Below are 19459 nucleotides of genomic sequence, written 5' to 3' on the forward strand. Positions count from 1 at the left end.
GCCGCATGCGGCCATGGCATAGAAGCGCCACAGCGGACATTGCGGCCCGCGCAAAAAATCCTATTTTGCGGTGTCGCGAAACTACGGAAAACAGGGCCGCTTCAATCGGGCGCTTTGCAACCGATCTATTGGCTACCTTACTGGAGATGAAGCATGTTCACCCACGTGATGATTGGAAGCAACGACCTGGAGCGGGCCAGAAACTTCTACGACGCCACGTTCGCTGCATTGGGAGGCAAGCCCGGCGAGATGGATGCAAGAGGCAGGCTGATTTATGCCCACGAGGGTGGTCGGCTGATGATCACGAAACCGATTGATGGCAAGCCGGCGACCGTAGCCAACGGTGGGACTATCGGTATCGCCGCCGCGAGCCCCGACCATGTTCTGGCGTGGCATGCCGCCGGCACTGCGCATGGTGGTACAGCGATCGAGAGCCCGCCAAGCGAACGTCCGAACGGGTCATTCGTCGCATATCTTCGCGATCCTGACGGAAATAAACTGAGCGTGCGGTCGCAGCCGACGAAGTGAGTTAGCCTTCAGCTGCGCCTACTGGACAGCGTGGTCAGAGGGCAGAATTTCGTTCGCTCACATGCAGGAGCGACCCATTCGGCCCTCAACCCTGCGCCGGCTCCCACAGCTCGACTGGGTTACCTTCGGGATCATGAATCCGGGCAAAGCGGCCTACCTCCGAGTTCCACTCGTCCCGTGTTTCAACCGCGATCCCGCTTGACGTCAGGTTGGCGATCAGCCCGTCGAGATCGTCCACGCGGAAATTGACCATCCATTGTTGTTCCGCTCGACCGAAATAGTCGGTGTCCTTCGAGAAAGGCCCGAATATCGTCATCCCGGCCTCCTGCTGCCATACCGACTTGTGCAGGTCGTCTATACCGAGATGCTTTTGATACCATTCAGCCAGGCCGGCCGGGTTCGCCGCCCTGAAAAACACACCGCCGATTCCCACGGCCTTCGGCATAGAATTCTCCTCATCTTGAAACACAACAATGCAATCGATCGGGCACGCGTGCAACCGCCGAGGGCAAACACGCGCTCTCAATTTCCAGCCATCGCTTCTGCCACCGCAGCGTCGGAGACTTCTTTTGCTACCTCTGATATCAAAGACCTCAGCCACCGGTGGGCGGGGTCGTTTCGGTAGCGGACATGCCATGCCAGCTCGACCGGGAAGCTGCCGAGATCGACTGGTGCGGGAAGGATTTTAAGGCGCGGGTCGCGGGCAAGGCGATGGCAGATTAGCCGGGGCAGTGTCGCGCAATAGTCGGTGACGGCCACCATTTCCGGGACCGCCAGGAAATGGGTGACGGAGACCGAGACGTCGCGCCTGAGACCGGCCTGCTGCAGCATCTGGAACAGGCCGACGCGCATCCGGCCGGGCGGAAGCACGTTGACATGCCGCATCCGCTGATACTGTTCCTCGGAGATGCTTTCGGTGATCTCGGGATGATCTCTGCGGACGACACAGGCCAGCCCATCATCCATGAGATGCTGCACGACCATGTTGTCCGGCGGCTCTACGATCCTTCCGAGCACCATTTCCGTCGCCCCTGATATCGCGCCGGTCTCGGCCAAATCATTGCCGAAGGGCGTCAGGCGCAGCCTGATCCCGGGCGCGCATTCCCGCAGCCGCGCCACGATCACCGGCATCAGAACGAACTCGACGTAGCTATTGGGGGCGATTGTGAACTGTCGTGTCGCCCGCGCCGGATCGAACGCCTGCTGGCCGAGAATGGCGTCATCGAGGCTCGCCAATGCGATGCGGATCACCGGAGCAAGTGCCTCCGCCATTTCAGTCGGTTTCATACCGTAGCGCTCGCGGATGAAGAGCGGATCGCGCAGCGTCTCGCGAAGGCGGTTCAAGGCATTTGAGACGGCCGGCTGCGTCATGCCCAGTTGTTCGGCTGCGCGCGTGACATTGCGCTCTTCCATGAGCGCCACAAAGACAGGCAGGAGGTTGAGGTCGTACTTCATCCAGATATATTGCCGAAGACATAACTGAAATCAAAGAAATAAATTTCCAGAATGAAAGCCACCGAGGCATGATCCCCTCATCGAAAGCAACCGATCACATCTGTCTCGAAAGGCTCTCCAGATGAAAATCCTCATGGTTCTCACCTCGCACGACGAACTGGGCGACACCGGCCGGAAGACCGGCTTCTGGCTCGAAGAGTTTGCGGCCCCCTATTATGCCTTCCTCGAAGCCGGCGCCGACATCACCGTCGCATCGCCCAAGGGCGGACAGCCGCCTCTCGACCCGAAGAGCGACGAACCCGGCTTCCAGACCGACCAGACCCGCCGCTTCCATGCCGATCCTGATGCGCAGTCCGTGCTCGCTGCGACGGTAAAGCTCGCTTCGGTCTCCCATGACGAATACGACGCCGTGTTTTACCCGGGCGGCCATGGCCCGCTCTGGGATCTGGCGGAAGACAGGAATTCGATTGCCCTCATCCAATCGCTCTATCAAGCCGGCAAGCCCGTCGCCTTTGTCTGCCACGCACCGGGTGTGCTGCGCCACGTCAAGGCCGCCGACGGCACGCCGCTGGTTCAGGGCAGACAAGTCACCGGTTTCAAGAATTCCGAGGAAGACGGCGTCGGCCTGACCGAAGTGGTGCCGTTCCTGGTCGAGGACATGTTGAAGCAGAATGGCGGCATCTATTCCAGCGGCGACGACTGGTCGTCCTATGCCGTCCAGGACGGCCTGCTCATCACCGGGCAGAATCCCGGTTCCTCGGTGGAGACCGCCGGCATCCTGCTCGCCGCCGTGACCGCGGGAAAGGCCGCCTGATCAACAAGCTCGGCGATGAAGCCGAAGGCGCCGGTGGGAAAAACCGGACGCCTTGGCTCAGCCTCGCAGAAGCGTTTCAAACTCTTCCCTTCAGGGTCTCCAGTATCTGACACACGGCGGCTGGTCAGGGGATAAACCCATGACCAGCCGCTCTGTCGTTTGTGATTCTCTTGATGCTAGAGCTTTCCCTCTGCCAGCAGTTCGCGGGTTCGCTTCAGTGTCGACAGCAAGGCGGCCTTGTAGCCGTTTTCGCTGTCGAACTGTGCCTGCTCGGCCTGCTCTTCCGGACCGTTCGGCTGTTTGCCGCGCAGCCCGAGATAGCAGTAGAAGCGCAGCTGCAGCTGACCTTCCTGGTCCTCGAAGAGCTCATTGATGATCGCTCCCTCGCGTGGGCCCGCCGCCTGGAAGAAGGTGACCTTGCCTTGCGGCTCCAGGGTGATGATCTCGCGCAGATCCAGCCCGGCAATCGTCGCCTCGCGCACGAAGTGGGTCGGACTTTCCTCCACGACCTCGCAGCGGGTGCAGAGACCAGCGGGAAGAAAGAGCCGGGCGTCGCGTGCCTTGCGTTCCAGACCCTGCCAGGCCTCGGCGCGCGTCAACGGGGTTTCGCCTTCCGGGTTCACCGGAACTGTGGCGGTCGAATAGATCATGATGATACTCCTTTTGGTCAGATCGCTGTTGCGCTTGCCTCAGGCGGAAGCAACAGTTTCGGAAGCGAAGGCGCGATAGGAGCGTAGCGGGCGTCCGAGCAGCTTTGTCAGACGTTCGAGGTCGCCCGTCTCGGGCAGCATTCCGTCGGTCAGGAAACGCTCGCCCATCAGCCGCATGTCGTAGGCCATCCAGGCAGGCATGAACTGCCTGAGATTATGCTCGAAGCCCTCGGTATTGTCACCGCCATAGGCGATCGGGCGGGCGAGCGCGTCCGACCAGATGGCGGCGATATCGCTTCCGGTGAGTGTCTCCGGACCGACGAGGTTGATCCGGTCGAGCGCCAGCGGCTCTGCAGCCTGTTCGCGGCGCAGCAGCTCAAGGGCGGCGATCTCGGCGATATCACGGACGTCGATCATGGCGAGACCCTTGGCGCCGATCGGCATCGGGTAGGCGCCGTAGCCGGTGATGACGTCTTTGACCATCAGATCGTTCTGGATGAAGTAGGCAGGGCGCAGGATGGTCGCCTTGAAACTCATCTGCTCGATCATCCGCTCGACCCCGAACTTGCCGGCGAAATGCGGCACGTTCACATAGACGTCGGCGTGGATCACCGAGAGATAGACGATCCGCTCGATGCCAGCCGATCGGGCGACATTCAGCGCGACCAGAGCCTGGGTGAATTCGTCCGGCACCACGGCGTTGAGCAGGAACAGCGTCGATACGCCCGACATGGCGTTGCGCAGGGACTCGACGTCGAGGAAGTCGCCTTGGGCGACGCTGACGCCAGCCGGGAGTTCGGCTTTCGACGGGTCGCGGACAAGAGCACGGACATCGGCGCCGCGCTTGACGAGGTGTTCGACGACTTGGCGGCCAACATTGCCTGTGGCGCCGGTAACGAGAATGGTCATGGTCTTTCTCCGTGTTGGGTTGCTTGACACCTCGAATATGTGTGGTTCACTGGCAGCCCGAAAGGCAGCGATTTTAGACGCACCGTCTCACTGGTGGAACACTCATGGATCTTCTTGCGCTTGCCGATTTCAATCTCGTTGCCCGCCATGGTGGCTTCGGCAAAGCGGCCAGGGCAACCGGCCGGCCGAAGGCGACATTGTCCAGGCGCGTCGCCGAGCTGGAAAGCAGCCTCGATCTGCGGCTGTTTGAACGGGGTGCGCGCAACCTGAAGCTCACCGAGGAAGGACGGGCGCTGTTCGAGCGAACCGGCGCGCTGCTTGCCGAACTGGACGAGACGGCTGCGGCGATTGCCTCGGGCGGTCAAAAACCCAAGGGCAGATTGCGGATCAGCGCCCCTTTGCATTTTTCCCAGACCGCCATGGGCCGGATCGCAGCCGGCTTTGCCCTCAAATATCCGGAGGTGCGACTTGAGGTGACGAGCGAGGACCGGTCCGTCGATATGATCGAGGAAGGCTACGATCTGGTCATCCGGGTCAATCCCGATCCCGACGAAAGCCTGATCGGACGGCCGTTTCTGCGCGACCGGCTGGTGGTGGTGGCAAGCCCCGACCTTCCCCGCCCGACCGGCGGACGCGCCGCGCCCGGCGTCGCGCGCGGCGTAAGCGAAGCGCAAACATGGCAGGTGAAGACATCAGGTGGCCGGTCGACGATCAGGATCGAACCCGTGCTCACCTTGTCGACGCTCATCACGATCCGCGATGCGGTGCGCGCCGGCGTCGGTGCAGGACGTCTTCCCATTTCGCTGGTGAGCCACGACCTGGCGGACGGCACTCTGGTCAATTGGGGGGAGATCGACGGCCCCGAGGTCACTCTCTGGACGCTCTACCCCTCCCGGCGGCTGCTCAGCGCGCGCGTCTCGGCGTTCCTCGACTTTCTGAAACAGGCCTTCCCCAATGGCACGCCGGAGGAACTGGCCGCCTATATTGGTAGGTGATGACGGCGCTTTGCCAGCCGGGCGTTTTCTACCATTCCATGACAACCGCTAACGATCAAGCTCGTCGAAAAAAGCAACGATTGGCTCACAATCAGCGCGAAAAAGAGCGAGTCCCTTTCTCGCACGGTCGGAAACGGGGACGAAGCTCTGGGCGAAGTAGGACCAATTGTAGAACTGGTCCCCACCACCCTTCCTGACCACGAGCACTGCGTGAAACGCGAACTGGTAGTCGCTGGACCCACCGCCGTTTGTAAACGGTGTCTGCATCGTCAAACCCGCTAATTCAGCCCGTTGGGTGACTGCCTTGTACCGCCCGAGATAATCCTCGGGCACCTGCACGCAATAGGGATGCGAACCGGCGACCGCGATTGCACGCCACTCCACAATCTTGATGTTGAGGGCGGACCAAAGAAATAGGGCCGCAATAGGTCCAGCAACCGACGAGACCACCACCATGTGTAGCAGTTTGACCGCCCTCTGGCTATCGATCCGGCCTGGCGCGAGCGCAAGGATCGGCAAATCAACCAGCGCAGCGAGCACCATAAACAGTCCGATGGCGGGATTAAACTGATGTGTCACCAACCCCACTGCACCAGCAACCAGACTCACCCCGAAGTGCACAGCAACGGCTCGCTTCATTAAGCGAGAAGCCGGTCGACCCAGAATAAGTGCAACCGGCCGAAATGGCAAAAGCCATAAGCGGACCCGAAAACCACAACAAACACATAAGGACAGTGGTGAGGTCCCAACTATAGTACGCGATCGGGTGGACTGACCATAGAAAAATCCCTGCCATCAAAGAGCACCAGCCGCAGAGCAGGATTAAGCAGAGTACCAGCAATGGTCTCGAAGGTGTCGGCACCGAGGATGCAGTCATATTTCTTTGACCAGATTTTTCTTTTGCGATTTCGAACATCGGAAGGGACGTCGCGGTGCTATAGCTCGCATCCAAGCCCTTGGCGACTGCCCATATTCATTGATGTGCAGGATAACGCGGCGGTTTATGACCTGGAATAATGTTCAAGAGCTACGGTCTGCAACCCACGCATCCCGGACGATAAACCCGATCATGTCATTGCGCGTCATGCCCAATACGCGGCTCATATGACATGACGGAGGGTGGACGCGTGCTTTCGCCGCGACCCCCCCGCCGTCGAAGAAAAGCCTTCCTGCGAAATTCCTCGAATCGAGGCCGATTTTAGGGTAAAATTAACCAGTGCATCGAGAGGGCGGAAACGTCCTTGCGCGCCGCATGCGTCGCGCAGCGCTTACGAAGGAAAGATGAGCCAATGAAAAGGTTAGCAATCGTTATCCTGTCGCTGGTGACGGCGCTGACGAGCGTCCCGCAGGCCATGGCGTTTCCCACCATTGCCGTGCCGAAGATCGAAGCCCCGGAGGCGCAGCCGGTCCAGTACAGAAATTATCGCGGTGGATACCGAGGCGGCTATCGAGGGCGTGGATACCGCAATCGTAACGACGATTGGGCCTGGGCACTCGGCGGGCTCGCGACAGGCGCGATCATCGGCGGAATGCTGGCGCAGCCGCGGTATTATGGCCCGAGGTATTATGGCCCCAGCTACTACGGTCGGGGCTACTATGACCAGGGCTACTACGGATCGCCCTATTACGGCCCGCCGCGCTACTACGGGTCGACCATTTACCGTCCGCGCTACTACGCGCCGCGCTATTACCGCCCGGTCTATAGTGGCGGCAACGGACATACGCGCTGGTGCTATGCCCGCTACCGGTCCTACAGGGCCTACGACAACACGTTCCAGCCCTATTACGGTCCGCGACGGGCGTGCATCTCGCCCTATTGATGATTGCGGCGCGCATGCCTGGGTGCTCGCCGTTTGAAGCGTGGCGCGATTTTCCGGACTGAAGGCGATACCCGCGGTTCCGGTCAGGCGAAGCCATTGCCACATCAGGCATGCGCCCCTTGTCGCTCATAGAGGCAGTTGTTGCGTCGGACGGAAAGCGGCCATCCATTGCTTTGACGCGACTCCGGGCGCCGACACGAGCCGTGAGAGCGACAGGCCTAATAGCCGCGTTGCGATGCGGCCCGCGTCACAGCCGCATCCTCCATGACGTAGGTCGCATATCGATGGTCGCGGATCAGTGTTATCTCTCGGTCCCTCCATTCAAGCAGCATGAAGTAAGCAGGAGCAGCGGACGGCGCAGCCGAGACCAGCAATATTTCCCTGCCCTCCAGAAAAGCCGGTTCGATCCAAACCCGCGGATAGTCCGCATAATAGGAAAAGAATCGGCCAACGTTCGCCGCACCGGAGACCTGCGGCCGTCGTGCCTGACGAAGCCGAACATCCTCGGCAAGCAGGCTGCGCAGGGCCGTCCAATCCCTCGCGTTGAAGAGCGCTGCGAAATTCAGAACCTCGGCACTTGGGGGTCGCGGAACTTCGGACTCCGACTCGGAGATGGATCGCAATCCTGCCCGACCACGCGAGAGATGGGCTTTGACAGCATCGATACTCAGGCCCAGTAGCGCGGCGATGTCTGCGATCGGCTCTCCGAGCACATCCTTGAGGATCACCGCGCTACGCTGCGGCACCGGCAATTTGGCGAAGTGAGCCAAGGCGATCCGCACCGTGTCCTGCCTTATCAGTGCATCCTCTGGATCAACAGCAGTGACATCAGCCAGATCAAAGGCCGTCTCCAGCGGCTCCGACCGGCGGGTACTTCGCTGGCGCAGCGCATCGATGGCGCGATTGTGAACAATGCGAAACAGCCAGGGGCGTAGCGGCGTCCCGGACGAGATCGAGCCGACCATCGCGAACGCATTGACCAACGCGTCCTGTATCACGTCCTCGCCGTCAATCACCGAGCCGACCAATCGGGCGGCATAGCGATGCAGTTCCGGGCGAACTGCATCCGCCTCCTTGGCCAGCGCCGCGTAGAGTGTGTTCTTCGCTTCTGCTTCAAGGGCTGCTTCATCCATCATTCGATGACCGTCACGCCTGTATCTCCACGCACGGCGTAGATCATGGCCTCTTCCAGCGCCGTGTTGCCGATCAGCTCGGCTACCGTATCGCCAAAGCCACGCGGTGTCATGTCCGGCCAGGTAGCGGCCTGTTCGGCGAATGTCCGGCCCGCCGCCGCAGCATAGGCGGAGATTCCGGCGTTGCCCACGCCGGTTCCTGCAAACATCTGCCGGGGAACAATGACCCGGAAACGCAGGCCGAGGCCGAGCTGGGTCGACAAGCCCTCAGCATATTTTGCGATGAACCACTGCGCCCGTTTTGCTCCTGCATAGCCTCCCGACAACGGCGAGCCTTGCACCGCGGCTCCGCTGGAAACGAGAACGACCAGCCCGCCCGGCGCCATCGGCAAGGTCAGAGCGGCCTGGACCCAATGCAGGGCGGCCTTCACATCGACGTTCCAGTTGGTCGTGAACGCCTCCCAGCCAACACGATCGATCCGTTCCATGGGCGGTTCCGCGCCGGCGTTCATGATGACGACATCGGGTCGTGTCTCCGACATGATCCTCTTTGCGGCCTCGGCACTGGTCGCGTCAGCAGACACAGTCGTGACGGCGAGTTGCTCTCCCAGCGCTTGCAAAGTCGTTGCGTCGCGAGCAACGACGGTCACTTTAGCTGCGCGCGCTACAAACGCCTCGGCCATTCCGAAGCCCAACCCGCGGCTACCACCGACGACAACGATCCGTTTTCCATCCAAATCCATGTTGTTTTCCTCATTCGATCCAAACCGCGCAAAGGCAGCCACGACAAGGACGTTCGAGCGAGCTGAAAAGAGTCATTATTTCGCGCGTGTCGTTGAATTAGCGGTGCCGCCAAACCTTTATCGCTGAGATCAGCAGGATTGCGGCCAGGGCCGGCAGGAGGAAGGCGTTTGGCACTATGCCAAGCAAGAGGCCGCCGACAAAGGTGCCGACGATCGAGCCCCCCGCCATGACCAGCAGGAAGGTCTTGTTGCGGCCAAGGACCGAAAAACTCTGATCGCGGCTGTAGCGGGTGAACCCGACCAGCATGGTGGGCAGGCTTACGGCGAGGGAGAGGCTTCCGGCCAGTTTGATATCCGCTCCGAAAAGCAGCACCAGCGTCGGGATCAATAGCTCTCCGCCCGCCACGCCGAGCAGGGATGCCACAATCCCGATGATGAAACCCGCCACCACGCCTGCGATCATCTGGGCCACGCCCGTTAGAAGCGCCTGGCCGGCTGTCGCGTCGTGGCCAACGACCAGGACGACGGCGATCGCGACCAGCATGGCGGCAATCACCTTGCAGAGGGTTTCCGACTTCAGGCGGGTTGCCCATCCCGCGCCAAACCATGCGCCGAGCAGACTTCCAGCGAGCAGGTTGACGACGATCGGCCAGTTCTCGGCGATCGTGCTGAAAGGCACTGTCGCAGCACGGAACGGCAGCGCGGTGGCAACAACGACCAGGCTCATGGCCTTGTTGAGGATGACAGCCTCAAGAGCCGCAAAATTGAACAATCCGATCAGGAGAGGCAACCGGAATTCCGCTCCTCCAAGCCCAATCAACCCGCCGAGGGCACCGATAATTCCCCCGCCTGCAAAGGCCACGGGGAGATTTTGAGACTTGGGTGGCGAGGCGGGCAAACCCTCAGACATCGATACAGTCCGTTGAAGATATCGCTATCCCAAACTGACACAATCGAATTCACCAAGATAAGGCTGGATTGCAACGTCGGCTTAGGGCCGAAAGTGGACGACTATTGTGATCTTCGATTGCGGGTGTTGAAACATGGGCTTCAGTGGTAGCGATGGTAAATGCTGAGACTCAATAAAACTTCAATCTGAGCGGGGATAACATTGCGATTTAAGGTGCCGTCACGGCTCTCGCGTCGTGCACTACAACTTCACCCTATAACACCCCAGAGCTACGCCGCGTCGGGTCAGCCGGGAGTGCATTGGGCAAGTGCTTGGCGCGGACCACAAAATCGTATCTTTCAAACAAAGATCCGGAAAAAGTTGCTTCAATGCTTGATAACGCATGCATGGCGGAACGAAAGGCGATGTCGGATGCTAAGCTCGCGGCTGGTCTGCCGGTGGATTATTTCGATTACGGAAAAGGGCGACACGAAGTCTCATTATGGTGGGTGCGCCATTTACAGTAGTCTTAGTGTCCATCCAGAAATGGCGGTGATGCGTCGGGCGTGGGTAAAGGGCCGCAATCAGATTCTTCGAGTTTTACAAGCTTGCATCACTCCGCGGCGGAATTAGACTATCCATCGTAGGCTGTCGAAACACTGATCTGGATTATCAATATTGCAAAGTCATTTCGTCTGCTCGATATGTGGAGATACGCATGAGGGTCTTCCAACAGATTGGGCCTATACGCTTCCAGATGTAGTCTGGGCTGTCCCGGCGGAGGCGCGTGCGGAGGCGGCTCAGTTTACCGACGACCTCTGCGACTACGGGGGGCGTTTCTTTATTCGCGGCCTGTTACTCGTGCCATTCCTGGAGGCTCAGGGTTCATTTGGCTGGGGCGTTTGGGCTGAGGTCGATTTGTCCGTTTTCAAGCGCTATCTCGATTTCTACGATACGGATGGTACCAACGAACCGCCGCTCGAGGGAACGCTGGCAAATGAACTTCCAGCTTACGCCAGCTCGGCGGGCCTACCGCTCAAAATTCAATTTCAAACTCAAACTGAACGTCCCGTGTTCACTCTGCGCCAAGAGGACCTTGGGTGCCTAGCTTCGGAACAGCGCGGCGGCATGAACAGTGCGCGCTACCATGAAGTTCTGAAATCAATCGAAGCGAGAAGGAATTAAGGGCAAAGCTAGTGTGCTGACAGGTTTCACCTTCGCGGTTTGATCTGAGAAGGGCCATTCCGGCTCGTCCCGCCCGATAAATACGGAGACATCGAATGGCCCGGACACCCTTCACCCGGCGGCACCACGACCTAATTCTTGATCACATTAATGTTGACGGTGACGTCCTTGATGGTTCCCTCCCCGTAGGACACCCTCACCTTATACATATCTCGTCCAAAATAACCGCTGTTGGAAGTATAGTATTCCGACACGCCGAGAGATTTCCTGGAATTGCATTTATTGCGGATGCCATCCCTGTAATTTGAATAAATATTCTCTTTGACGAATTCAACCGAGCCATGCGCCGGGGCTTGGACCAATTTTATATTGGCTATTGTTGCAGCCGTGCAGTCTTCATTCAAATTGTAGGACTGGCCCATCTTTGTCCGCTCTCCACTCAGAGCCCGACTGTGATCCGCAGAAATAGCGACACCGTTTTGAGTGGTGACACATCCAGACAGACCGAAAATGATGGAAAGCACAGAAATCGAAATAGAGTTTTCTTTCAAAAATCGCGAAGCCTGCATTTTGTTTTTCATCTCTTGGTTTTATCAATAGCGTCATTCAGCTTATCCAATCAGCAGCCTATTGCAATCGCACGTGCCTGCGACCGCCACCGCCTTCATGATCTTTCACCGCGGAAGCAGCCTGCCAGCAAAGCCCGATGGTACAGTGCCCATGCTCGACTTCGACCCGCTCTATTCGACCCCGCAGGTTGCGGCTATCGAACAGTTCATCAATCAGCATTATCCGCTTGCCGGGCCGGTTTCCTGCCGGATGCTGCAACGCGGCCTGAATGATGTGTATCTTGCCATTGCAAGCAACGGCGAGCGGTATGTGTTCCGGCTTTCCCACCGCCGCGCCCGTGGCCCGGCCGACGTCAAGACCGAAACGGCGTTCCTGGCGCATCTTGCGCAATCGGGCGTTCCCGTCGCCGCACCCATCCCGACATGCGAGGGCGCATTGTTCCTTGAGGGAGATGCGCCGGAGGGCGTGCGTCAGGCCGTGCTCTTCCGGGAGATCGGGGGCCGCAAGCCGGATGCGGCGGATGCCGGCGATGCCCGGGCCAACGGCAAGACCCTTGCTTTGCTGCACAACGCGGCGGAGGCATTCCAGCCGGAAGGAGTGCTCTATCGGCTCGACCTCGAACATTTGCTGCATCGGCCGCTTGCCCGCACATGCGACAGTGGCGTCGTGGAAGACGCCGAGGTCCGCAGCGATCTTGAAGACATCGCGGCGCGGACCGCAAAGACGATCGAAGCCTTCGGCGATTTGACGTCGACTTATTGCCATGGCGACTGTCACGGCTTCAATGCACGGATCAACGACGCCGGCGAAGCCGTCTTTTTCGACTTCGATGACGGCGGTCCGGGATACCTCGCCTACGACTTGTCGGTGTTTTTGTGGGCGCAAACATCCTTCGGCCGGAGATCGACCGCCATGTGGGACGCCTTCGTCGATGCCTATCGGGCCGTCCGGCCGATCACGCCTGATGACTTCGAAGCCGCCCATCGCTGTGTGATCGTCCGCCACATCTGGCTGATGGGCGAGTATGCAAGCCGGGCCCAGGAATGGGGAAGCGAAACTGTTGGCTGGATTGCCCGGGAAGCGAATTTCCTCAGGAGGTGGGAGTCCGAGCGATGCGTCGATCGCCTGTTTTGAATTCAGGCCTGCTCGGCAGTCGGAGCATCGGAGTAGCAGCCCCAGAGGTAGACGAAGACGGTGCCCCACAGCGGGCGGTGCGCCGGCGCAGTCGGCGATCGCTTCGACCTTCGCCCGCTTGGCCTGGTGCAGATAATGGGACGCCCGAGAAGGTCGATACATGGGAACTTGTCGGAGACATCAGCGCTTAGGGGCCACCGACCCCTGTTGGCCCAAGCGGACTTCTTTCGTTATCGAAGGATAAGGCTGCTTTGCGCCCTCGGCCGTTGAAGCATACCTTGCACCTGCTGGAAAGCAGACATCGTCTAGTTTCAATGTAACGGCATCTTTGCGCCGCCGATTGTGGAAGTAAGCGTCGTCGCCTTCATGTCTCCGCGAAGCTGCCTAAATGTTTCGCAAAGCATCCTGTCTTCATTCTGGGCTACGGGCTCATCGCCACTATGATGCAAGGCGGTCCAACGAAAAAGTCATGCAGGACTCGGGCTGATTGACGCGTTTTGTTTAGCGTCTGAAAGCTTGGCACTGCGAACCGGACCGGCGCTCTCGCGCAGCGCATATCCGTCGATAAAGTTCTCGAACGCGTCGCGATTGTTCTCACCCGCTGTCACATCTCCGGCAGGCCGGCCTTTCGAAAGCCGTCGACAAAGTGGTCTCGTACAGATGCATCGCGCAGCGGCTGGGAGCTGAGCCAATGGCCGATCGTGAAATGAGGGTGGGCGATCAGGAACAATTCTGCCTCTCGCCGCGCCTCCTCACGGTGGCCCAACTGCGCAAGCGTAGCAGCCAGGAATTTGCGTGAGTTGGTACGATACGTGTCTTTCCTGCGAAGCGTAGCGGCTGCCGCCTCATAGTCGCGCGCGGCGTATTGCGCCTGCCCAAGATGACAAAGATACCAGCAGGTTGGGTAGGGATTGAGCCGCAGAGCTTTTTCGATCTGCGCCAGTCCGTCGGCAACCCTGCCGTCCAGCACGGACATGTCCGACATGGCGGCCCAGGTGTCGGCGTGGTTGGGGTCCAGCTCCAGGGCCTTGGCGAAGGCGGCCTCCGATTCCTCCCATCGCCGCTCATAAGCCAAAATGGTCCCCAGAACGTAACGGCAGCCGGCATCGTTGGGATCCAGGTCGACCGCCTTCTGCGCGAACGTCGCCGCCAGCCGACGGTTAGGATCTTCGGGCTCGCCGAAATGAGTCCAGGCAAGCCAACGGTTATAGGCGAGCAGACCGAGCGCCTCGGCATATGATGGCTCGAGCTCAACCGCGCGTTGGAGCAGCATATAGGCCTCACGCTCAGTTTGCGGCGACTCTTCCGTCAGGAGGCGGGCGCGCACACACAGATCGTACGCCTCAAAGTTCTTCGGCCGATTGCGCGGCGTCGGGATGGTCAGCCGGCCGACGAGGGCTTCAAGAATCTTGGCGTTAACTTCATCCTGTAATTCGAAAACATCTTCCACCGTCCTGTCAAACCGGTCGGCCCACAAGTGCTGGCCGGCAAGCGTGTCGACCAATTGGGCATTGATGCGGACACGGCCCATTGCGCGTCTGGCGCTCCCCTCGAGGACATAGCGGACGCCGAGTTCCTGGGCGACCAGCCGTACGTCGACCGGCTTGCCCTTGTAGACGTACACGGAATTGCGCGCGATGACGAACAGGCCAGCCGTACGGGAAAGGTCGGTGATCAGGTCTTCGGTCAAGCCGTCGACGAAAGGCGCGTCCGCTTCATCCCCACTCATATTCGTGAACGGCAATACAGCGATCGAGGGACATTCGGGCAGCGGCAATATGCTCTGCAGCGCATCCGGCCAATGCCACACGTGGACCGGGCGAGTCAGGTTCTTCAGGTAGCGTTCGCCTGCATCAAAGAACCGGTCGCTAATCTTGCCGACGATCTCGCCGTGAACATTGGCTGAAATGCAGATACCTCCCGGTGCGGCCTGCGTCTGGAGGCGCGCCGCGACATTGACGTCGTCGCCGAGGACGTCTGAACCGTCGTCAATGACATCTCCCAGATTGACGCCTACACGCAAAAGCAGGCGCCGGTCTCCGGAAGCCTCAACAGCGGTGGTGGCCCGTTGCATTTCCAACGCTGCTGCGACCGCGTCCACCGCGCTACCGAATTCGATTAGGAATCCGTCGCCCATGACCTTGAAGATGCGACCCTTGTGGCGCATGACAGCCGGCTCGACAACGCCAGAACGGAGTTCCCTGAGGTTCGCCAGCGTTGCGACCTCATCAGCCTCCATCAGGCGTGAGTATCCCACCACATCGGCAACGACGATGGCGGCAAGGCGACGCTGAAAAGATTGATCCGTCATGTGAGGACAAGCCTAACGACCGAATTAGCAGGTTATTGTTCAACCGCGGGTGAGTCAACAAGTGGTAAAGAGGTAATGTCCAGGCGATCTCCACCTCCATCGAGCCGTCATCCTTCTTTGTGACCGACGGCGTCGAGGTGGACGACACGGAAATCAGTATCCACGGAAAGCGGACGGTTCTTGAACGTCTGGTGATGGCCGGCGAGCGGGGGCCCCGGCGGAAGTGCCCTAACGACTGCTCCTGGGCGCAAACCTGCCGCAGCTGGTTCATTCCTTGAGCGATGGCTGTCCGACCATCAGCTCTGCACCTTTGACCGCAGCCAGTTCTGAAGCTTTTCGACCGCTTCGGACTTCCGATATCGCGGCTTCACCAGATAGAAGTGCGCCCGCGCTCTGAGGGCGCCGTCGAAGACCTGCCTAAGCCTGCCCGCCTCGATGTCGGTCGAGACGAAAGCGCGGGTCGCCACGGCGATGCCCTGTCCGGCGATGGCGGCTTCGATCGCGTGCGATGTCTGTGAGAAGCTGATGCCCCGAAATAGCGTGGGATCGCCGCCGCCGAGGAAGCGATCGATATATTCGGGCCAGGAATTATGGGCATCGTGAAGGAGCGTGTAGTGCGAGAGTTCTTCTGCGTTCTCAGGCTCGGCTCCCTCGGCGACGAGGCTTGGATTGCAGATGGCAATGATCTGCTGCTCGAACAGCAGTTCGGCGGCAAGGCCGGGACCGAAGGGAGGGCTGCCATAGCGGACGGCGAGATCGACGCCGTCTGCCTGGAAGCTGGAAATGCGGTCCGTCGCCAGGATGTGGAGATCGAGATCGGGATGTCTCGAGGTGAAATCAGGAAGACGCGGGATCAGCCATCTCGAGGCGAAGGTCGGTGTGGTGCTGACCACCAGTTTGACCGGCTGAGGCTTCAGGTTCGCCGTCGCGTTTGCGAGCAGTTCGAAGGCGCGCCTGACATCGGCGACGTAGCTTCTCCCCTCGCCCGTCAGCGCCAATGACTTCGGCAGGCGCTCGAACAATGTCACCCCGAGCTCCGCCTCAAGCCCGCGCACGTGCTGGGCGACGGCTCCCTGGGTGACGCCGAGCTCTTCGGCCGCAAGCCGGAAGTTCAGGTGACGCGCCGCCACGTCGAAGGCCTTGAGGCCGTTGAGGGATGGAAGATTGCCGATCAGCATGGCCATTCGATAGTTTTTCTACTGGGACATTTCACGAAAACTGGTTCGCTCTCGCTTGGAGCCCATGGTATTCCAAGGATCAACGCCCGGCAATGGGCGCAAATCGAACAGGGATAGCGACGATGACAGTAGAAAAGGTAGCGATCATTACGGCTGGCGGCAGTGGCATGGGTGCGGAAGCCGCGAAGCGGCTGGCGGCCGATGGATTCAAGGTCGCCATCCTGTCTTCATCAGGCAAGGGCGAGGCGCTTGCCGCCGAACTGGGCGGTATCGGCGTCACCGGCTCGAACCAGTCCAACGACGACCTCAAGCGCCTGGTCGACGCCACGATGGAGAAATGGGGCCGCATCGACGTCCTTGTCAACAGCGCCGGCCACGGCCCCCGTGCGCCGATCATCGAGGTCACCGACGAACAGTGGCATACCGGCCTCGACGTCTATCTGATGAACGTCATCCGTTCGGTTCGGCTGGTCACGCCGATCATGCAGGCGCAGAAGTCGGGCGCAATCGTCAATATCTCCACTGCCTGGGTGTCCGAACCGTCGGCGATGTTCCCGACCTCGGCCGTCTTCCGCGCCGGGCTTGCCGCCTACACCAAGATTTACGCCGATACCTATGCGGGCGACGGCATCCGCATCAACAACGTGCTGCCAGGCTGGATCGACAGCCTGCCGGCGACGGAGGAGCGCCGCGACAGCGTGCCGATGAAGCGCTACGGCACCAGCGCCGAAGTGGCCGCGACGATTTCCTTCCTGGTTTCCGGAGGGGCGGGCTATATCACCGGCCAGAGTCTCAGGATCGACGGCGGCCTTACCCGGTCCGTCTGACAGGATCGCTCTCAACGCCGAGGAGAACAGCGATGTCTAGCAGCTGGAACGTCAAGGCCGGCGAGATGAAGAAGGCGGAGGCGACAGAGTGACCCTCGCCGAGGTCGATGCATCGGCCTGGGCCGAGCTCGAAGGTGCTGCCGCCGATCCGCAGTCGGCCTTCCGCTACCTGAACCTGTGTTCTGTCGATGCCTACGGCCGGCCGCAAGCCCGCATGGTGGTGCTGCGGCGCGTGGATGTGGCGCGACGCGTCCTGGAAATCCATACGGATATCAGAAGCCCGAAATGGCAGGAAATATCGGCCAATCCTTTGGTCACCATCCTCGGCTTTGGGCCGCAGCCCAAAGTGCAGCTTCGCCTTCAGGGATCGGCCGAACTCAATGGGCCGGCAAGCGAACGCGCGGCCGAGGCCTGGAGCCAGCTGCCGCGATCGACGCGCAGCACCTATATGGGCGGGCCGCCGGGCGACGACATCAGCGAGCGGCCGGCAAGCGAGAGTACGGCCGCAGACGCCGATGGACAGGCCGTCTTCGGGGTGCTGATCTTCCGGGCCGAGATGCTGGACTGGTTCCAGTTGCGCCACGCCGACAACCGACGCGCAGTCTTTGCCTACGACAAGCTGGGCGCGCTGACCTCCTCCCGCTGGGTCAATCCCTGAACGCCAGACGACGTCGAAGCCGCCCATCGGTTCGCATCGTCCGCCAATCCGGCTGATCGGCCAGTATGCCAGCCGGACCCAGGAGTTGGGGAAGCGAGACTGTCGGCTGGATTGCAAGGCAGGCGAATTTCCTCAAGGCGTGGGAGACCGAGCGATGTGTCGACCGCCTGTTCTGAAGCACCCTTTGACGCGCGACGCGCGGCTTAGCCGCTCAGCCTTCAGGCCGAGCATGATGCTCCAGCCATGCGACAGCGAAGCTGCAGATCGCGGCCGCGTCGACCAGGACCGATCCTGCGTCTCCGACCAGGCCCTGCGCACCCTGCCCGCTTGCCAGAAACGCCCGCACGATCACGCCGAAATAATCGTCGTCAAGGCCCGGCACGACCGGGTCGCTTGTGTCGAACTCTTCCAACATCCGCCACACCACGCCGGCCGATGTGGCAAAGGGCGCCTCGTAGCGGCGCAGGCGCTTGTTCGGAATTCGCGCCAGGTGTTCCGCATGGTGGAGCAGGGTCATGGTGTCGAGCGGGGCTCCGGCCATCAGAACCTTGCCGCCTGCCGCCACCAACCTGCCGAGCGGCGATGTCTCTCCATAGCCGTAATCGAGCGGGTGATCGGCGGTGAGCCAATCCGCGCGCGCGCCGATTGCCGCGACCGAGGCGCCCGGATTGCCGCTGCGTCTTGCCCCCGGTGTCGTTCGAATGAATTCGGCGAGTACGCCATTATCGCGGGCAGCGCGGGAAACAGCCGGATCGAACGGCGCGATATGGGCACGCCATTCCGGCGGGACGCGGCCATTTTCATCGAGCAGCGCATCATAGGCACCGTTCCAGTCGGTATAGGCGACGATGGTGCCGGCAGGCCCCACGGCATCGCGAAGCGCTTCGATCAGTACATCAGGCCCGTTGAGCAGCCGCCCCACCCGCTTCATCGCGGCGTGGACCATGACAATGTCGCCGGCGCGAATGCCGAGACTGTCGAGATCGCTGGCGAGCGAGAGGCGAGTGTGAATGCGCGGAACGATCATCGGCAGACGATCATAGGGTCGCGTGCGGGAGTCAAGTGAGCGACGACCCTGCTCTGATACTCACCTTCAGCCGACGAATCGCGGTGCAACTGCGTTCGGCCTCGTTGCGGCAGGCGCTACGCACATCTTATTCTGGTGGTCCCGTGTCAAATATAGTCGCGGGGCGTGTGTCACGCTGATTTCACGCGATTTCGAGGGTGGATTTTACTAGATTTCTTCACGACTTCGCCGGCACGATTTGGCGGGACGCATTGTCTTCTGGATCGCGTTTCGGATAGCGCTGGCCGCCGAAGTGGCAAAGAGGCTTCATGCCGATCAAGCATTGTCCCTCGAGGGTGGGCGGCGGTCGGTCGTTTTCATTTGGTCATGCTGCAGTGCAGGAGGCAGCTGAAGATGCAATTTCTGGTCCATTCAAAGACAATCGCCGAACTTGAATATGATAGCGAGACCTGCGTCTTGCGGGTGCTCTACAAAGACGGACGAGTGAGCTCTGTTCCTGATGTCGCTCCCACGCTGGTGATGAAGATCGTCGCGCGGGTTCCCGTCGAAAAATCTCCTTATCTCATGCAGACCGCGATCTGAGACTTCTGCGAAAGGCACAATGCGTCGGAATGGGCGGGTAGCGCCGTTCCG

The 19459-nt window shown here is 60.4% G+C and carries 21 protein-coding genes and 1 pseudogene; 10 read left to right on the forward strand and 12 right to left on the reverse strand.

Translation table 11 applies throughout. From position 1 onward, the window contains the following. The first annotated feature begins 153 nt into the window (after positions 1 to 153). The gene (locus tag V8P77_RS31350) at positions 154 to 528 is read left to right on the forward strand and encodes a VOC family protein (RefSeq protein WP_221965332.1); all 375 of its coding nucleotides are present in this window, start codon (positions 154 to 156) and stop codon (positions 526 to 528) included. An 85-nt stretch (positions 529 to 613) separates the two neighbouring features. On the opposite strand, the gene V8P77_RS31355 is transcribed toward V8P77_RS31350, so the two are convergent. Then, a complete protein-coding gene (locus tag V8P77_RS31355) occupies positions 614 to 973 on the reverse strand; it encodes a VOC family protein (protein ID WP_025393619.1) in 360 nt (119 codons plus the stop codon). Positions 974 to 1050: 77 nt separating this feature from the next. Continuing rightward, complete coding sequence (locus V8P77_RS31360; RefSeq protein ID WP_335916136.1) at positions 1051 to 1983, reverse strand: LysR family transcriptional regulator; 933 nt, start codon at positions 1981 to 1983, stop codon at positions 1051 to 1053. Between the two features lie 121 nt (positions 1984 to 2104). Between V8P77_RS31360 and V8P77_RS31365 the strand changes: the two genes are divergently transcribed. After that, positions 2105 to 2797, forward strand: a complete 693-nt coding sequence (locus V8P77_RS31365) for a type 1 glutamine amidotransferase domain-containing protein (RefSeq protein WP_335916137.1) — start codon at positions 2105 to 2107, stop codon at positions 2795 to 2797. A gap of 176 nt (positions 2798 to 2973) precedes the next feature. On the opposite strand, the gene V8P77_RS31370 is transcribed toward V8P77_RS31365, so the two are convergent. Then, positions 2974 to 3447: an SRPBCC family protein gene (locus V8P77_RS31370; RefSeq protein ID WP_335916138.1), complete on the reverse strand. Its 474-nt coding sequence runs from the start codon at positions 3445 to 3447 to the stop codon at positions 2974 to 2976. Positions 3448 to 3486: 39 nt separating this feature from the next. Further along, positions 3487 to 4356, reverse strand: coding sequence for an SDR family oxidoreductase (locus tag V8P77_RS31375; RefSeq protein ID WP_335916140.1), 870 nt, complete (start codon positions 4354 to 4356; stop codon positions 3487 to 3489). 104 nt (positions 4357 to 4460) lie between these two features. On the opposite strand from V8P77_RS31375, the gene V8P77_RS31380 reads away from it, so the two are divergent. Then, positions 4461 to 5351, forward strand: a complete 891-nt coding sequence (locus tag V8P77_RS31380) for a LysR family transcriptional regulator (protein ID WP_335916141.1) — start codon at positions 4461 to 4463, stop codon at positions 5349 to 5351. 48 nt (positions 5352 to 5399) lie between these two features. Here V8P77_RS31380 and V8P77_RS31385 read toward each other — a convergent pair whose 3' ends face one another. Next, the gene (locus V8P77_RS31385) at positions 5400 to 5990 is read right to left on the reverse strand and encodes a hypothetical protein (protein WP_335916143.1); all 591 of its coding nucleotides are present in this window, start codon (positions 5988 to 5990) and stop codon (positions 5400 to 5402) included. Between the two features lie 650 nt (positions 5991 to 6640). Between V8P77_RS31385 and V8P77_RS31390 the strand changes: the two genes are divergently transcribed. Further along, positions 6641 to 7171 carry a BA14K family protein gene (locus V8P77_RS31390; RefSeq protein WP_335916145.1) on the forward strand — a complete coding sequence of 177 codons (531 nt, stop codon included), beginning with the start codon at positions 6641 to 6643 and terminating at the stop codon, positions 7169 to 7171. A 218-nt stretch (positions 7172 to 7389) separates the two neighbouring features. Here V8P77_RS31390 and V8P77_RS31395 read toward each other — a convergent pair whose 3' ends face one another. The 3 genes from V8P77_RS31395 to V8P77_RS31405 all read right to left on the reverse strand — a co-directional run bounded on the left by V8P77_RS31395 (position 7390) and on the right by V8P77_RS31405 (position 9945). Further along, positions 7390 to 8307, reverse strand: coding sequence for an RNA polymerase sigma factor (locus V8P77_RS31395; protein ID WP_335916146.1), 918 nt, complete (start codon positions 8305 to 8307; stop codon positions 7390 to 7392). Next, the gene (locus V8P77_RS31400) at positions 8304 to 9047 is read right to left on the reverse strand and encodes an SDR family NAD(P)-dependent oxidoreductase (protein WP_335916147.1); all 744 of its coding nucleotides are present in this window, start codon (positions 9045 to 9047) and stop codon (positions 8304 to 8306) included. The genes V8P77_RS31395 and V8P77_RS31400 overlap by 4 nt, the downstream gene beginning before the upstream one ends. A 97-nt stretch (positions 9048 to 9144) precedes the next feature. Beyond that, entirely contained in the window at positions 9145 to 9945 is an 801-nt protein-coding gene (locus tag V8P77_RS31405; protein WP_335916148.1) for a sulfite exporter TauE/SafE family protein, read from the reverse strand. 669 nt (positions 9946 to 10614) lie between these two features. Between V8P77_RS31405 and V8P77_RS31410 the strand changes: the two genes are divergently transcribed. After that, complete coding sequence (locus V8P77_RS31410; RefSeq protein WP_335916149.1) at positions 10615 to 11121, forward strand: DUF2199 domain-containing protein; 507 nt, start codon at positions 10615 to 10617, stop codon at positions 11119 to 11121. Between the two features lie 131 nt (positions 11122 to 11252). Here V8P77_RS31410 and V8P77_RS31415 read toward each other — a convergent pair whose 3' ends face one another. Continuing rightward, positions 11253 to 11702, reverse strand: coding sequence for a hypothetical protein (locus tag V8P77_RS31415; RefSeq protein WP_335916150.1), 450 nt, complete (start codon positions 11700 to 11702; stop codon positions 11253 to 11255). Positions 11703 to 11841: 139 nt separating this feature from the next. Between V8P77_RS31415 and V8P77_RS31420 the strand changes: the two genes are divergently transcribed. Next, a complete protein-coding gene (locus V8P77_RS31420) occupies positions 11842 to 12825 on the forward strand; it encodes a phosphotransferase enzyme family protein (RefSeq protein ID WP_335916151.1) in 984 nt (327 codons plus the stop codon). Positions 12826 to 13429: 604 nt separating this feature from the next. Here V8P77_RS31420 and V8P77_RS31425 read toward each other — a convergent pair. Further along, a complete protein-coding gene (locus tag V8P77_RS31425) occupies positions 13430 to 15136 on the reverse strand; it encodes an adenylate/guanylate cyclase domain-containing protein (RefSeq protein ID WP_335916152.1) in 1707 nt (568 codons plus the stop codon). 296 nt (positions 15137 to 15432) lie between these two features. Next, positions 15433 to 16320, reverse strand: coding sequence for a transcriptional regulator GcvA (gene gcvA, locus V8P77_RS31430; protein ID WP_335916153.1), 888 nt, complete (start codon positions 16318 to 16320; stop codon positions 15433 to 15435). 116 nt (positions 16321 to 16436) lie between these two features. Between gcvA and V8P77_RS31435 the strand changes: the two genes are divergently transcribed. The 3 genes and pseudogenes from V8P77_RS31435 to V8P77_RS34855 all read left to right on the forward strand — a co-directional run. Further along, positions 16437 to 17141, forward strand: coding sequence for an SDR family oxidoreductase (locus V8P77_RS31435; RefSeq protein WP_335916155.1), 705 nt, complete (start codon positions 16437 to 16439; stop codon positions 17139 to 17141). Between the two features lie 88 nt (positions 17142 to 17229). Then, positions 17230 to 17799, forward strand: a complete 570-nt coding sequence (locus V8P77_RS31440; RefSeq protein ID WP_335916157.1) for a pyridoxamine 5'-phosphate oxidase family protein — start codon at positions 17230 to 17232, stop codon at positions 17797 to 17799. Beyond that, positions 17800 to 17975 (forward strand): annotated as a pseudogene (locus tag V8P77_RS34855) (kinase); the annotation flags it as partial. It abuts the gene before it with no gap. 35 nt (positions 17976 to 18010) lie between these two features. On the opposite strand, the gene aac(3) reads toward V8P77_RS34855, so the two are convergent. Beyond that, positions 18011 to 18826, reverse strand: coding sequence for an aminoglycoside 3-N-acetyltransferase (gene aac(3) / locus V8P77_RS31445; protein ID WP_335916158.1), 816 nt, complete (start codon positions 18824 to 18826; stop codon positions 18011 to 18013). Between the two features lie 393 nt (positions 18827 to 19219). On the opposite strand from aac(3), the gene V8P77_RS31450 reads away from it, so the two are divergent. Then, positions 19220 to 19408, forward strand: coding sequence for a hypothetical protein (locus V8P77_RS31450; RefSeq protein ID WP_017959409.1), 189 nt, complete (start codon positions 19220 to 19222; stop codon positions 19406 to 19408). The last annotated feature ends 51 nt before the right edge of the window (positions 19409 to 19459 follow it).

The sequence above is a fragment of the Rhizobium aouanii genome, from assembly GCF_037002925.1.
Classification (GTDB): domain Bacteria; phylum Pseudomonadota; class Alphaproteobacteria; order Rhizobiales; family Rhizobiaceae; genus Rhizobium; species Rhizobium aouanii.